Genomic DNA, 15,084 nt, shown 5'->3' with positions numbered 1-15,084 from the left:
GTATCATGTGCATCTCGACGAGGTGAAGAATTTCATGGCGCTCAAGCCGCAGGAGCCGGCTGCCGAAACGCCCGATCCCTGGCCGGCCGGCCTGTACAGCAAGCTCCTCGATGAAGACGGGGACGGCACGCCCGACACGCTCGCCTTCAGCATGACCGACGGCGGACCGTTGTGCGGAGCGCTCTTGGATTTGAGCCAGACGACTGCCGCCTCGCTCAACAAGCTGGAGTTGGCCGACGCGGCCGCCAAGCACACTTGGAAATTCCAGTTCGCGCTCGTGGTGAAGCCGGCGCTGCGCGTCTTTTACGATTCGGGCAACGGCCAGATCGATCTGGTCTTGACGGGGCGTGAATCGGACATGCTGGCCACCGATGGTTTGAGGCTCGAAAACGGCAAATGGACTTCGTTCAAACCGCGGCAGCAGAAGCTGATCGACTCGACGCTGCTCAAGAATCCCGCGGAGCGTGCGCGATTCGCGACGATCACGAACCGGCTGTTGGGCGCCGGCCAATGATTTAAAAACGTAGGATGAGCCAATTCAAATATCGCTTCGTTCGCTTCGGCACGCGCTTCACGTCGGCCGCGGCGGCGCGAATCAATTCTAGCGCCGAGCCGGCGGTGCTGCACGAGAATGAGTTGGCCGTCGACGTCGGCGGGGTCTGTTGGGGACTCGACCGTGAAACGCTGCCGGTTCTCGATCATCATTTCCATCGCTCACAGGGTCAGTATCCCTCGGCCGCCGCGGCCGTATTGCACAATGCCGAACGAATTGGCGAGCGGCTCGGCAGCGGCAACGGAGACGTTTGGCTCGTCTCGCATCAGCAGCCCGATTTCGATGCATTTAGCGCCATGTATCTGGCGCGACAGGTCCTCGCCGGCGAGATTCCGGCGAAAGGTTGGGAGCAATTCGGCATCGATCCGGACGGTTATCGCTCCGGCGCCGGCGCAATCGATTGGTTCAAGCCGCGCACCGATCATCTGCCGCCGGAGCGCCGCTGGCCGATCTTGCTAGCCTCGTATGCGGCAGCGGTGGATCACTGCAGGCGAATGTCTTGTCCGCAGAATCGCTCGCTGCATTCGATCCTGTACGCCGCGCTGGAGCGCGGGCGGGATTATTTGGAAGAATCCAACGGCGCGGTCGAGTTTTTTGACGAAGTGCGGCAGGCGCTCTTGAATCGCGAATTGCGGCTCAACCCGCTGTTCGATTCGGTGCTGGAAGGGAGCGAACGATTCGCCCCCGAACTCGATCTCTTGGATCGCGAGGTCGAAACGTATCGCCGCGACATCTCTCGGGCCCGCAAGGCGATCGTTTTTTTGCAATCGTCGACCGTTCCGTTTGGCGAATGGTTCGGCGAGGTGGCCAAGCTCCCGTTGTTCGCGTCGAGCGGCGAGCCCGACGCGACGCATTTCCATCCGCCGCACCAACGATACTCACAGGCCGACGGCATCTATCTGCGCGACCCGGACTGTCTGCTGTTCAAGGAGTGGGTGCGCAACGACTTGGATAACTCGTCGATGGGCAACGGGTTCTTGTTCTCGGCGATCGCCTACAGCGGCGGCCGGCCGGAATCAGGAACGAATTCTCTCGCCTATTTCTTTTCGATCGATCCCGAGCGGGCGGGGCGACGGCATTTGTACAACGTCTGGGCGCAGCTCGAGTCGGCTGAGGTCAAAGCCCTTCGCGCGCCCGAGCAAACCGAATTGTGGAACCAGCTCAGAGCGGCCGAAGACGGCTCCAAGACTGCGTGCCGCGCCGGCTTCGCCGAGCGGGCCGGACCGGAGCTGCGGCATTGCTTCGACGATCCTTGGTTCGACGGCAGCAACTACCATTGCACGATTGTCGCCACTCCCAACCGGGGCACGCTGATCGGCGAACCGGGCCGCGACAGCGATCTGGCCGACGATCCGGTCGCCCGGATCGTCCAGCATGAGCTGGAACATTCCGTGTTCGTCGGCGATCTGACGGCCTACGACATGCCGCCGGTCCCTCGGCCGCTCGGCGAGCCGTTGCGATTTCCGGTGAGCAGCTTCGACATGCCCGAGACCTATTGCGCCGTCGCCGGAAGATTCCGCTTCGCCAGCATCGAGCTGCGCGAGGACGTCGAGATTCTGGAAGGGCAAGTGGCCGAGCAAATCGGCCGCACGCTGTGGCGATTCCTCGAGCCGGAAGCGGGGACCGGCGTGCCGACCGATTTTCTCGAGCGGCATCTGTTTCGCGCGACCGGATGGCTAGGAGTTTGGAGCCGGCGCGGGATCATCGTCGCGTTCAAGTCCGATATGAGCAAAAAGATCGTCGGATTTCGCGACGTTTTCGCGGAGCTGATCGCGCTGGCCGAAGATCTCCAGAAGCTGGTCGAGGCGGCGCCGACCGCCGAGGGCAGCGAGCAAATTGTGGCCGAGAGCCATCGGCTCACGCGCCGTCTGGCGGTGGAGAAGCATACGCTCTCCCTGCCGGAAAACCGATTGCTGGGACGGTTCTTCGAGGCCAGCCGGCTCGACGAGGTGCTCGAGATGCTTCGCGACGTGAATGAGGCGGCCGTCGAACGGGTCCGCACCGCACGCTCGGACGCCACGCTCTCGCAAATCCGCGATCTGAATTCCTCGAGCGAACGATCGATCAAGGAATCGATCGAGCTGCAAGGAAAGGTCGAGTGGCTCGAAGTCTTCTTCTTCGCCGTTTACATCGCCGAATTGATCCACATCGTCGGCGACAGCTTGCATTTCAACGGTCAATTGGTCGGCTTCGGCGCGCTGACCTGTTCGATCATCGCTGGCGCGTTGGCCTATCACGTGCTCAATCCCAAAGAGCACGTTAAGCTCCATCGGCTCTCCGCGTGGGTCTGGATCGCCGCTTTCGCGGTGCTAGCGGGATTTCTGATTCTCGGCAAACTGATGGACCAGCAAGCGATCCCGGTCCACATCAAAGAAGATGACCGGAAAGCCACAAAGCCGTCTGCGAATGGTACTCCTTCGGCCGAGACAACGACCGCAACTTCGATGAAATCGCCCGCGTTGGCTGGGCAATCCAACCGGCCTGCAAGCCCAGTGCACTCGCAGATCAGTGCCGACATTGACCCAGCGAGTTTTGCGGCGATAAACTAACGGGCGCCTTGACGCGTATAGTTATGGGCGTGCATTGCTGTTGCGCTAATTGCTGATAACCCGGAACTGAAAACCGATGGCCTCGATTGGTTGGATAATACGGCTGGGCCTCTCCTTGGCCGTGATGGCGGCCGTGACGCCGGCAACTCGCGCCCAACCGCCCGTATCAGGCAGCCGGTTTGGCAGTTCGGTCGTCTTGGGGGGGGACGAAGGAGAATTGGACGTTGCGGCCAGCTTCACCAAGGCCGAGGGAAAACAGCCCGCCCAACTCACGATCACGGCCGAGATTCCGGCCGGCTGGCACATCTTTTCGATCACGCAGTCTCCCGGCGGGCCAAACAAGACCAAGATCAAGCTCGATCCGAGCAAAGACTTTCGTAACGCCGGGGATTTCTCGGCCGATCCGGCCCCCAAGGTCGGTCACAGTGCGGCCTATGGCGACCTGCCGATTGAAACTCACGAGGGGCGAGTCTCGTGGCGCTTGCCGATCGAACTGACCAACGGCGTCGATCCGGCCGCGCTCAAGATCGGCGGCGCCGTGAGTGCCCAGCGGTGCTTGGGCGAAGAGAAATGCCTGCCGCCGAAATCGTTCAAATTCAGCGCAACGCTCGCCGAGCCGAAGAAGGGGGATGTGAGGCGCACCGAGGGAGGAGCGATCGAAAGGGGAGCGCGGCAGCCGCCGATTCCAGAAGCTCGCCCGGCGGCGCCGTTCGGAAATTCCGGTCAATTCAAGCCGAGCGGGGCGCATGTCGTCCTGCGCGGCTGGATCGAGCCTTCCGTCACCGCGCCGGGAAGCATCGCCACGCTCGTCCTAGCCGCTGAGCCGACCGATGGCTACCACATTTATGCGCTGTCCGACCGCGATCCGCGCGCCGTCGGACTCGGCAAGCCGACGCTCATCGCGCTCACGCAATCTTCGGGCTTGCGCTATACCCGCCCCGAAGCAAATCAGAAGCCGCTCGAAAAGCCCGCGGGCGCGGGCCTCGAAGGGGTCGTGCGATACTACGAAGCGCCGATCCGCTGGACGGCCCAAATCGAAATTCCGCAATTGGCCAAATCAGGCGCGTATCCCATCGGCGGAATCATCGGATTTCACACTTGCAACGACGCCGTTGGCTGCGACCTTCCCCAGGCCGCCGAATTTCAGGGAATCCTGACCATCGGTCGCGCGGTCGTGCAATCCCCGGCGCCGCTCCAATTCCGCCCAGCCGAATACTCGGAAGTTGCGAAGCTGGCCGAGCAGACGGCGCAGTCGCCAGCTCCGCTCCCGGCCGCGGCAGCGCAGGCTACACGTCCAATCGACAACGCCTTGGATGCGCCGGGCGCGGCGGCGCTGGCCGTTGCCCAACCGATGACCCTGTCGGCCGTGATCCTGTTCAGCCTCCTCGGCGGCTTGATTCTGAATTTGATGCCGTGCGTCTTGCCGGTAATCGGGCTGAAAATTCTGGCGTTCGTCGAACAAGGCGGCAAGAGTCGCGGACATATCTTCGCACTCAACCTCTGGTATTCTCTCGGACTGATTGCCGTTTTCATGGCGCTCGCCACGCTGGCGGCGTATGCGGGATTGGCCTGGGGGCAGCATTTCCAATCGGTGGCATTCAACGTCGTTCTTTCGGCGATTGTTTTCGTGATGGCGCTCAGTTTTCTCGGTGTCTGGGAAATTCCGATTCCCGGATTCGTCGGCTCGGGCAAGGCGGTCGAAGTGGCGGCGCGGGAGGGTGCGGTTGGCGCATTTGCCAAGGGAGCGCTGACCACCGTGCTGGCGACGCCGTGCAGCGGGCCGTTTCTCGGCTCGGTTTTCGGCTACGCGCTCAAGCAGCCGCCGCAGATTGTCTATCTGCTTTTCGGCTGCATCGGTCTCGGAATGGCCTCACCCTATCTGGTGATCGGCGCTTTTCCGAATCTCGTGCGCTTCTTGCCCAAACCGGGCGCGTGGATGGACACGTTCAAGCAGATGATGGGCTTCGTGCTCTTGGGCACGGTGGTCTATCTGTTCTCGTTCCTCAAGCGCGATTATCTGATACCAACCTTCGCGCTCTTGATCGGTCTTTGGTCCGGCTGCTGGTGGATCGGGCGGACGCCGCTGACCGCGGAATTGGGGCGGAAGCTGCGGGCCTGGCTGGTCGGCGGAGCAGTGGCGGCGGCCGTCGGCGCGTTTGCGTTCATCGTGCTCGTGCCGGGCCCCGCATTGCTCGATTGGCAACCCTTTTCGCAAACGCGGCTGAAGCAACTCACCAGCGAGGGAAAGACCGTGCTGGTCGATTTCACGGCCGATTGGTGCCCCACTTGCAAGTGGAACCTGAGGTTTGCGATCAATACCACGGAGGTGCGCGACATCGTCAAGAGAAACGAGGTTGTGCCGCTCGTGGCCGATTGGACCGAAGAATCGACGGAAATCAAAGCGGCGCTTGCGTCGCTGCGCAGCCAATCGATCCCGGTGCTTGCCGTCTTTCCGGCCGATCGACCGCAAACGCCGATCGTGCTCCGCGATCTCGTCAGCCGAAGTCAAGTGCTTGACGCGCTTGAGCAAGCCGGTCCGTCGCGCAAGGAGGTCGGCACGGCGGGGGCAGCGCAGGCCGCGGAAAAGCCGCCCGGCGTGGCCGCGCTTCGTTAGCCGCATGAAACTCCGCACCATCTTGTGGCGAAGCGGCCGATTGCGGTGCGTCAACTGCGGCCAAGGGAGGCTCTTTCGCGGCTGGTTCCAGATGCACCCGCGATGCTCGATCTGCGGGATGCAATTCGACCGCGGGTCGGGCTATTTTCTCGGATCGATCTACATCAACTATGGACTGACCGCGCTACTGGTGACCGCCGGCTACTTCGCCTGCTTCTTCACCGAGTGGGTAACCGGAGACGCCCTGCTCTATGGCGCGACGGCGTTTTGCGTTCTGTTCCCGATCTGGTTTTTCCGTTTTGCCCGCAGCTTCTGGCTGGGATTCGATTACTATTTCGACCCGCCGGCCGCGCCGACGAACCGAGCCGCGGCACCCGCCGAGAAACCGTCATTCGAATGACCGAGTCCGACAAGGAAAGGAAACGCGACGAGCCGTTCAAGATTTGCCCGTTCTCGACAAGTCGATGTGGATCGGTGATAATTTTCCGCCAGACTTTCCAGCAACGCAATTCACCAGACTTTTTCAAGGGAGGCGGACGATGAAGGTTTGCATTGCACTCGTCACGGTCGTGATCATCTCGGCACTGTGCTGCTTGCAGTCGGTAGGCAGAGCACTGGGCGACGATAAACTTGACGGCAGCGGTCAGCCGCGACCCAATGGCAAAATCGACGTCGGCGTTCAGCTATACAGCGTCCGGGCGCTGATGGATAAGGACGTGCCGAGCACGCTGGGAGTCGTGCAGAACATGCAGATCACCGACGTCGAGGTAGCGGGCCTATACAACCGCAGCGCCGCGAGCTTTCGGGATGCGCTCGAAAAGCACGGGCTAAAAGCCAGCGGCGTTCATTTTCAGTGGGAACGCTTCTCCCGAGATATTGACGGGGTCATTAAAGATGCCAAAGCCCTCGGTGTTGAGTACGTCACTCTGCCGTGGATCCCGCACAATGGAGATTTCACCATCGACGAAGCCCGATCCGCCGCGGAGAAATTCAACGAATGGGGCCGCAAGTGCTCCGAAGCGGGCCTGAAATTCACCTACCACCCGCACGGTTACGAGTTCACGCATTTCGATCGAGGCACGGTTTTCGACGAAATGGCGAAGCTGACCAAGCCCGAGTTCGTCAACTACGAACTCGACGTATACTGGGCGTTCGACGGCGGCGCGGACCCCGCCCAGCTCATGCGCAAGTACCCGACCCGCTTTCCGCTGATGCACTTGAAAGACATGCGCAAAGGAGTCCACACCCCCAATTACACCGGCCATGAAGATGTCGAATCAGATGTCGCCCTCGGCACGGGCCAGCTTGATATACCGGCCATCCTCGCGGAAGCCGAAAAGATCGGCGTGAAGCACTACTACATCGAGGATGAATCGAGCAAGTCGGTGCAGCAGATTCCGCAGAGCGTCCAATACATTCGCAGCATCGGGTTTTGAGGGTTTGAATCCCTCTCAAAACCGCCGGGGACTGTCCCCATTTTGCGTAGTCCGCGGAGCAAAACTGTGGACTGTCCCCTTCTCCCAGGCGGTTTTGTGAGGGATTCTTGCCCTTATTCCAGATGCACGATGCCGCGTTGGATCGCGGCGGTGGCGGCCTGCGTTCGGTCGAACACGCCGAGCTTTTCCAGCACGTGGCCGACGTGCAGCTTGACCGTCACCTGCGCAAGGTTAAGGGACTTGGCGATTTCCTTGTTGGAATAGCCGTCGACGATGAGGCGCAAGACTTCGAGTTCGCGCTTGCTGAGACTTGCTTGCTGCTGCCGCGCCGCGAGCTTGGCCGCGATCGTCGGCGGAAAACAGGATTGCCCTGCCCGAACGGAGCGGATGGCCGCGACAATCTCGTCGCGTCGCGCGGCCTTATGGAGATAGCCCACGGCCCCGGCTTGCACGGCGCGAAATATGTCTTCCTCACCGTCGTGCACCGAGAGGACGATGATCCGCGCGTCGGGGGTTTCTCGGCGAATGGCGAAGGTCGCCTCGGCGCCGTTCATCCCGGGCAGTTGGTTGTCCATGATGACGATGTCGGGCCGATGGCGTCGAAACAAGGCCGCCGCCTCTTCGCCCGTATTGCACTCGGCGACGATTTTCATATCCGGCTCCAGCGCCAGCGACGCGGCCAGCCCCATGCGGACGACAAAGTGGTCGTCGACCAGCATCAGTCCGATCTTTGGCGTCACGGGGAAGGCCTCTGAGGCGTCTGGGCGAGGACGATCGCGCTGATCCGGGTGCCCGCGCCCTGCTTGCTGGCAAGATCGAAGCGGGCCTGAATCTTGGCCGCGCGCTCGCGCATGCCCAAGAGTCCGAAGTGGCCGACGGCGGCCGCTCCGTTCAGAGGAATCTCGAATCCATGGCCATCGTCTTCGACGGAAACGGTCACCTGCTCGTCGTCGAAACCGAGTTGAATCGAGATCCGCCGAGCTTGGCCGTGCTTGATCGCGTTGGTCAGGGCCTCATGCCCGATGCGAAACAGGTGCGTTTCGATCTTGGCCGAAAGCCGCCGCGGCGTGCCTTGCACATGGAGTTCGATGGTTGGGCCTCCATCCCGGCGAGCCGCCTTGGCCTGTTCTTCGAAGGCCGCCACGAGACCGCCCTGTTCGAGCGTCGTGCTCCGCAGCTCCCAGATCGTGCGCCGCGATTCGGTTCGGCTGCGGTCCAATAGCAATCGGGCCGACTCCAACGAGCGGCGGGCCGTGTCGGGCGATTGGCCTAAAATCGCGGTGGCCGCATCAATGTGCATGCCGATGCCCGTGATCTCTTGCTCGAGCGTGTCGTGCAATTCGCGGGCGATGCGGGTGCGCTCGTCGTACACGGCCTCGCGCTCGAGGCGCTGGCGGATGACAACCGTCTGGGCGCTAATCTTGCGGCGGAGCGAAACAACCCACAGCGCCGCAGCGCATAGGACCGTGAACAGGACGGCAACGACCCCCGCCAGCCGCTGAATGGTCCACCACGGCGGCGGGCGCAACACGATCACGTCACCGGGCGAGCCGAGCAGCAATTTGAACGTGGCGGTGCGCGAAATCTGACTGATATTCAGCGGCGTCGGCGCTGGCGGCGCTTGCGGATCAGTTTCATTAACGCAAATGCCCCTCAAGCGCAGGAAGCTCCCCTCCTCAAGCTCCAGTGGCAATTGGCCAGCCGAATTGACGACGTGCGCGATGAAAACGCGTCCGCCCGCTTCCACGACCAGCGCCGGCTGGATTCCATTCCTTGAGATCTCGACCAATGCGCCTTCCATCTGCACGCGCTGAAAGCAGTGTTGGCCTTGAAAGGCGTCCGAGACGCTCAGAGATTTTGCAATCGGCAACGGCCGCTCGCCTTCCTTGCGAACCACCGCATCTTCCAGCACTGGGTTCCAAGCGCCAGGCTCGGGAAAGCCTCCGGCGTCCACCGCGTCGCCTGGACGGAGTTCGGGAAATCCGTCTCCAGTTATCCACAACCCGGCGGTGTCGTCCTGCATATAGAATCCGGTCCGGCCCGAAGTCAACGTCACGATTCCACGCACGTGGGCTCGGGCCGCGCGATCGGAATCGGCCGAAAACTGCATTAATGACGAAATCGCTTTGACCGGAAGTGAAAACGGGCTGCCCTGGCCGGCGCGGTCGACAAGGATTTCGTCGCGCGACGATACGAGAAGCCGCATTCCGAGCAGTTGCCGTCGCTCGTTGAATTCAGAGCCGTACACTCCTCTTAACCGAACGTGCGCTCCGACCAGATCGCACAGCGACTCATCGCGAGCGGCCTTCCCGTATATGACGACCGCGAGTCGCGCATTGGCAGGACCGAGCGTGAGCACCGTCTTGGTCTTTGCTTCCTCGGCTGAAGGAATCGTTTGGCATCTCCGCACAACTCCCCACAACTCGATCCACGAACAGTGGTTCCGCGGGTCGGCGATTTGGTCTTTGCTTATATGCAGCGGTTCCGGCAGTTTCGCAGCGCCGAGTGGCCTAATTGAAACGGGGCCGCCGCCGCGACCGGCGACATACGGCGCGAATTCTCCCGGCACGGTGACGCCTTCGACCTCGACGAGAGTGCCCGCCGAGATTTTATCGAGCGGTGGTGGCAGCCCGGTCGGCTCGACATAGATGCCGCCCGTCACGTCCTGAAGAAACATCAATCGGAAGCTAATGGCGTGATACGATATGATCCCGCGCAACCTTACCGGTAATCCCCGCGAAGCCTCTTGCGGAGTGAGGCGGCGAATCGCCGCGACGGTCGTGAGCGGCGACTCGCCATCAACGGGCGCTGCCACGCTGACTGAGCCGTGCAACAAGACCAGAACGGCGCCTGCCGCGATCACCGGCAAGCATTTCCAGGGCGACGAATCATGCATGATATTCCACGATAGGCTGCCCATTATCGTGCGCCAAGCCGCCGGCGGCAGCGGCGCCATGTGGTGGACGCGCTTCCTATTGGGGCCGACCGCCGGTCACAGCACGCAAGTTGGCCCAAGCCTCTGTGAATTCTGGCCGGAGCCGGATCGCTTCGCGGTACTCCCGCGCCGCCGCGTTGCGCATCTTTTGCACGGCATAGGCGTTGCCCAGGTTAAAGTGGGCTTCCGGGAAACCCGGGTCGATTGCCAGAGCGGCCCTCGCGTGGTCAGCCGCCTCCGCGGGCCGGTCCAAATGCATGAGCGTAAGGCACCAACCGAGCTGCGCCGTCGCGTCGCGAGGGTCAAGTCGAATCGCCGTCTGGAACTGGACGATCGCGCGATCGGATTCACCGAGGGCCGCCAGGCTAATTCCCAAGGGGTCGTGCGTCTCCGCAGCGTCCGGCGCAAGGACCACAGCCGCTTCCGCGTGCTCGAGAGCTTGCTTGAACTGCCCCATTTCGTTCAAGACGTGTGCCAGATTGCTGTGCGCTCGATAGTCCTGCGGATTGCCGTTTACGGCCACGGCGAATTCGCCGGCGGCGCGGTCGAAGTCGCCGTTTTGCATCAGCGCGGTGCCCAACATGTAGTGCAGATTGGAATCGTCCGGCTTTAACCGCACCGCTTCCGAAAAGTGCGGGATTGCATCCTTCAAATCCTTTCGTTCTGCCAGCGCCTTTCCCAGGTTGTTATGGGCGGCCCATGAGCCGGGATTTAGCCGCAATGCCTCGGTCCAAAGCATTTCATCGTCGTGATAGAAACCGGCTTGTTGCCAAGTGAGCGCGCCGAGAAAGATTGCGACACTTCCCGCAACTATCGTCCGCGCCTGATCGTTTCGAACCGCCCAAACGCATATCGCGGCCACGGCCGCCACGGCGACCGGCAGTGCCGAATACTGAAAATGGTCTGCGACCAATGAAAACTTCATGTACGACATCTCGACGAATCCCAGCACCGGCAGCACCATGGCAACATAGCAGCCTCCCGCAAAGAGCGCCGTCCGCCCCCAACTCTTGCGGAACCACCATGAAATCACAGCGACCGCCAGGACGGCCAGCGCCGCCACCGACGGCCAAATCGTGAGTTGCGAGTAATCCCAGTTCGGGTAGATCATGCTCAGATGGATCGGAACCAGATCCTTCGCGACGTAGAACCACAGGGCATAACCGGCTGCTTCGAAACGCTCGAAATAGTCGCCGATGGGAATCGATGCTCCGGCGATCCCGCGATTCCACTGAAACCAGACCGTCGTCAAGCCCGCCGCCAGACTCAGCAGAACGAAGGGAACCGCCAGCAACCAATCTTTGGGCCGAACCCTACCTGTTTGCCACCAAATGCACATCAAGATGACGGGTGGCCCCAGCACGATCGACGTCTTGCCGAGCAAGGCCATCAAGAAAGCGATCAGCGACAACGCATACCAGCGAAATCGGCCGGAATCTCGAAATCGCAGCCAGTTCGACAAGCTGGTCAGCCAGAACAGCAGGCCCCACAGGTTTTTTTGCTCCGAAATCCAAGCCACCGATGACGCGGCCACCGGATGAACCGCGAACAAAAGCGCGGCCAGCCACGCCCCCGGAATCTTGAGTTGACGCAACACGCACCAGACCAGCAACGCGTTCACCGCGTGCAGGACGAGGCTGACTAGATGATAGCCGGTGCCCCAGTCTCCCCACAGTCGCCGCTCGATCAGGAACGTCGTGTAAGTCAGCGGCAAATACTCATAGTTGTTCGTGGTCAACCAAATCCGATGCAAGGCGTCGCTGGCCTCGATGGATGGATTGCGCGTAACTAGGACTTCGTCGTCGAACACGAATCCCGCCGTGACGGCCGGCCAATACACGACGAACACAGTGGCGACGAGCACACCAATTGCGAGAGCCGCTGCAGGCACGCGGCGCTGCCAACTTCCGCCGGTGCTATCGGCTTGCGGTGTGGCAGACAATTGCATCCCTTGACCTTTAGTAAGCGCAGGATATTCCACGATAGATTGACTGCGGGCTCGCGCCAAGCGTGGGAAGGAGGCGGCGGCAGTCGGCACGAAATAGCCGACGGGAGGCAGAGGAAGGCCCGAGATCGAAATGTCCGTAACGGGGCGGCGCGATCCCGACTTCCGCTCTCCGACCTCCGACCTCTGACCCCCGATCTCCGCCTTCTTGGGCCATCCTATACCAAGGGATAGCTGGCGGCGGTTGTAGAGCCGGGTTATAAAAATCTCAGCCGATATTGAGATTTCTATTCAAGCCTCAAGCCCGGCAGATGCAGAAAGTGGATTCAAGTTGCTGAATTGGCGCCGCCGGCCACGGATTGCCCGGATTTCTCTGGGTCGTGGGGCGGTGAGACGAACCAAGTGCTTCATAGTCCAGCAGTGAAAACTGCCCGGCAGTAAAACTGTCCGGAAGTTAAAACTGTCCGGAGCGTGAACTGTCCGGCTGCGCAAGTCGAGGTCGCCGCCGCGACATCCGCCCCGTCGGCCAGCGCTCTCTCTGGCCGGCGGGGATCTTCTAGCGGTTTGAGCAAACGACGTGCAGGGCGTGGTCATGAATGCCAGAACAGCCAGCGTCTCGTTTGAGCGCCTGACAAATCCGCCGGGGACTGTCCCCTTCTCGCCGCCTAAACCGCCGCCGCCCGATCGCCGCTCACTCTTTCCAAATAATTTTCTTGCAGGATTCAAAGACTCTAGATATAGTCACCTGCAGGAACATTCTCGCTTTGTCGAGGGGAAGAGGCGCTACGGCGGCTGCGTCCAACGGGTTCGCCGCCTTCATCGCTATTCGCACGTCCCCTCGACCTCTAGCACTCACTCGCATGATCTCGGACGTCGGCCGCCGCGCGCCTGCGCGCCGACGTGAATTCCATACGTTTCCCAATCGTCGCTCGCCCACGTACGGCGAGCGTTGAAGAAAACCAGATCGCTTAAAAAAAAGCGAAGTCCCATCCGCACACTGGAGAAAGCCCAATGCTCCGTCGCGCCGCTCCCTCGACCGCGGTTCAAGTTCACGTGCATTCTTTGACCTCGATTGGCACAACGGCGTCATCTCGCTGCGTTCGCCGGCTGCTGTCGCTGGCCATCCTGATTAGCGGGCTGCTGGCCTCGTCTGCGTCCGCCGGAACCTACTACTGGTTCGGCGACGATAACAATAAGTGGAACCAGATCATCGGTCCCGGCGGCACGAACTGGTCTTCCTCCCCCGACTTCAACAACGGCACGGGGGGCGCCACGGCGCTTCCGTCCTCCACCAGCGACGTCTTCTTCGTGCTCACCGGCGCCGGCAATCTCACCACCGAACTCGGCCAAAGCTTCTCGATCAACAGCCTCACCTTCACTCCCGCCGCCACCAGCCCCGTGCAGATCAACGACACTCCGGGCACCAACCTTTTAACCATCGGCGCCGGTGGGATCACGGACAACGGCCCCAGCAATTATACGATCAACGCGAATGTGGCGCTGGGCGCCTCGGAGATTTGGGCCAATAACACGGCCAATCCCATAACCTTCAGTGGCGTGATCTCGGGCGCCGCCGCCAACAACCTGACGATCGGCGGCACCGGCGTGACCGTGCTCACGGGAGCGGATACCTACGCCGGCAGCACGAACGTGTTCACCGGCACGCTCCGAGTGACGGGCGCAAATGGAGCGATCGGCGGCACCAGTATGGTTTCGCTCGGCGCCGGAACCTCGCTCGTTTTCGACAACACGACGAACAACAACAACAACCGCATCGGCAGCGCGACGGGCATCACTTCCAATGGCGGAATTATCAATCTCATCGGCAACGGCGGCGTGGCGACAACTCAGACGATCGGCACCTTGACCCTCGGTCCGGGTGCGACGGTAGTGCAGTCTTCGGGCACAGGCGCCGTTCTGACGCTCGGAGCTTCCGGCGGCAGCCCGATTCCGAGCCTCAACCGTTTGTTCGGCGGCACGGTGAACTTTGTCCCGGGTTCCATCGGGAATGGGAATATCAACCTCCCGAATGCACCTACGCCAAATGGCATCCTCGGTGGATGGGCCGTCACCGGCACCGCGGCTGGAAATAACCTCAATTGGGCGACGCTCGACGGCTCCAATAATGTCATCCCCTATACCGGCTATACCCAATTGACCGCCGACGCCAACGGGAATATCACCAGCGGCATGACCGGCACGGCGCAGCAGACCGCCAACGTTCAATACAACGCGACGGGCAACAACTCGCCGTTAATTACGGCTGATACGACGATTAACACGCTCTACATGACCGGCGGCTCCCAACCGATTGCCACGACGAATATCTCCACCATACCGACCTCTCAGGGTACGACGGTGCAAGGCCATGTTATCAACTTCTCCAACGGTATTACGTTTGGCAACGGACAAGGGGGCCAGCAGTCCACCGAGCAAACCCCCCCCGCCGTGACGCTCACGCTTGGCGCCGGCGGCATCATCTCCAGCGGCGAGAGCGCCAACAGCATAGGCTACTACAATAACAAGTCTTCTGTTCCGAACATGGGGTTCATTGGGTATCTGTTTGGCGAATACAGCACCACCACCCCAGCGGGAACGAACACAGGCCCCGTCGGCCAAATCACGGTCTCCCCCGGCGTGCCGGATTTGGCGGTGTATACCGCTTCCGACGGAAATCTGCGCCTCGGCTCGCTTATCGTTGATACTCCTGTAACTCCCAGCGGCATCACCGGCTCGACCACCGCGAGCCTCACCAACGGCAGCAACATAGTGACGCTGACGAACGGGACAACCGCTGGGCTGGTTGTCGGAGAGAGCGTTAGAAACTTGGGGACGCTTCTGACGGCTAACAACGCCGCTCCTACCGGTTTGGTGAATGGAGTGCAAAAGATCACGGGCATTACCGACTCGACGCACTTCACGATCGCCACGAACGCCAACGCCAACGTCACGGGCGGCACTCCTGTCTTCGGCACCTCGATCGGATTGACCAAGTCGGGACCTGGGTTGCTCGATCTGGGCAACGGCAACACCCAGAACTTCAAAACGGTTA

Annotated in this window: 9 protein-coding genes; 6 read left to right on the top strand and 3 right to left on the bottom strand. The window is 61.3% G+C overall.

Going from position 1 to position 15,084, the window contains the following annotated elements; translation table 11 throughout:
• From VGY55_13060 to VGY55_13040, 5 genes are all read left to right on the top strand, one after another.
• On the top strand, positions 1 to 514 hold a 514-nt coding region (locus VGY55_13060), incomplete at its 5' end, for a hypothetical protein (protein ID HEV2970894.1).
• A 14-nt stretch (positions 515 to 528) separates the two neighbouring features.
• The gene (locus tag VGY55_13055; GenBank protein ID HEV2970893.1) at positions 529 to 3,102 is read left to right on the top strand and encodes a hypothetical protein; all 2,574 of its coding nucleotides are present in this window, start codon (positions 529 to 531) and stop codon (positions 3,100 to 3,102) included.
• Positions 3,103 to 3,178: 76 nt separating this feature from the next.
• Positions 3,179 to 5,716, top strand: coding sequence for a thioredoxin family protein (locus VGY55_13050; GenBank protein HEV2970892.1), 2,538 nt, complete (start codon positions 3,179 to 3,181; stop codon positions 5,714 to 5,716).
• Between the two features lie 4 nt (positions 5,717 to 5,720).
• Positions 5,721 to 6,116, top strand: coding sequence for a DUF983 domain-containing protein (locus tag VGY55_13045; GenBank protein ID HEV2970891.1), 396 nt, complete (start codon positions 5,721 to 5,723; stop codon positions 6,114 to 6,116).
• Positions 6,117 to 6,255: 139 nt separating this feature from the next.
• Positions 6,256 to 7,152, top strand: a complete 897-nt coding sequence (locus VGY55_13040) for a sugar phosphate isomerase/epimerase (protein HEV2970890.1) — start codon at positions 6,256 to 6,258, stop codon at positions 7,150 to 7,152.
• 113 nt (positions 7,153 to 7,265) lie between these two features.
• Here the strand turns inward: VGY55_13040 and VGY55_13035 are convergent, their stop codons facing one another.
• The 3 genes from VGY55_13035 to VGY55_13025 all read right to left on the bottom strand — a co-directional run bounded on the left by VGY55_13035 (position 7,266) and on the right by VGY55_13025 (position 12,035).
• Positions 7,266 to 7,892: a response regulator transcription factor gene (locus VGY55_13035; protein HEV2970889.1), complete on the bottom strand. Its 627-nt coding sequence runs from the start codon at positions 7,890 to 7,892 to the stop codon at positions 7,266 to 7,268.
• Positions 7,889 to 10,048: a sensor histidine kinase gene (locus VGY55_13030; GenBank protein ID HEV2970888.1), complete on the bottom strand. Its 2,160-nt coding sequence runs from the start codon at positions 10,046 to 10,048 to the stop codon at positions 7,889 to 7,891. Before VGY55_13030 ends, VGY55_13035 begins: the two co-directional genes overlap by 4 nt.
• Positions 10,049 to 10,124: 76 nt before the next feature.
• Complete coding sequence (locus tag VGY55_13025) at positions 10,125 to 12,035, bottom strand: tetratricopeptide repeat protein (GenBank protein HEV2970887.1); 1,911 nt, start codon at positions 12,033 to 12,035, stop codon at positions 10,125 to 10,127.
• Between the two features lie 1,008 nt (positions 12,036 to 13,043).
• Here VGY55_13025 and VGY55_13020 point away from each other — a divergent pair.
• The coding region (locus tag VGY55_13020) for a hypothetical protein (GenBank protein ID HEV2970886.1) at positions 13,044 to 15,084 on the top strand (2,041 nt) is incomplete at its 3' end.

It is taken from the genome of Pirellulales bacterium, from assembly GCA_035939775.1.
GTDB lineage: Bacteria > Planctomycetota > Planctomycetia > Pirellulales > DATAWG01 > DASZFO01.
The sequence above is the reverse complement of the archived record's forward strand: the minus strand, read 5'-3'. Positions and strand labels throughout refer to the sequence as shown.

What these genes read in the sequence shown, in the direction of transcription:
- VGY55_13045 (HEV2970891.1), top strand. Translation starts at nt 5,721, where the DNA reads ATGAAACTCCGCACCATCTTGTGGCGAAGCGGCCGATTGCGGTGCGTC.
- VGY55_13025 (HEV2970887.1), bottom strand. Translation starts at nt 12,035, where the DNA reads ATGCAATTGTCTGCCACACCGCAAGCCGATAGCACCGGCGGAAGTTGG.
- VGY55_13050 (HEV2970892.1), top strand. Translation starts at nt 3,179, where the DNA reads ATGGCCTCGATTGGTTGGATAATACGGCTGGGCCTCTCCTTGGCCGTG.
- VGY55_13030 (HEV2970888.1), bottom strand. Translation starts at nt 10,048, where the DNA reads ATGCATGATTCGTCGCCCTGGAAATGCTTGCCGGTGATCGCGGCAGGC.
- VGY55_13040 (HEV2970890.1), top strand. Translation starts at nt 6,256, where the DNA reads ATGAAGGTTTGCATTGCACTCGTCACGGTCGTGATCATCTCGGCACTG.
- VGY55_13055 (HEV2970893.1), top strand. Translation starts at nt 529, where the DNA reads ATGAGCCAATTCAAATATCGCTTCGTTCGCTTCGGCACGCGCTTCACG.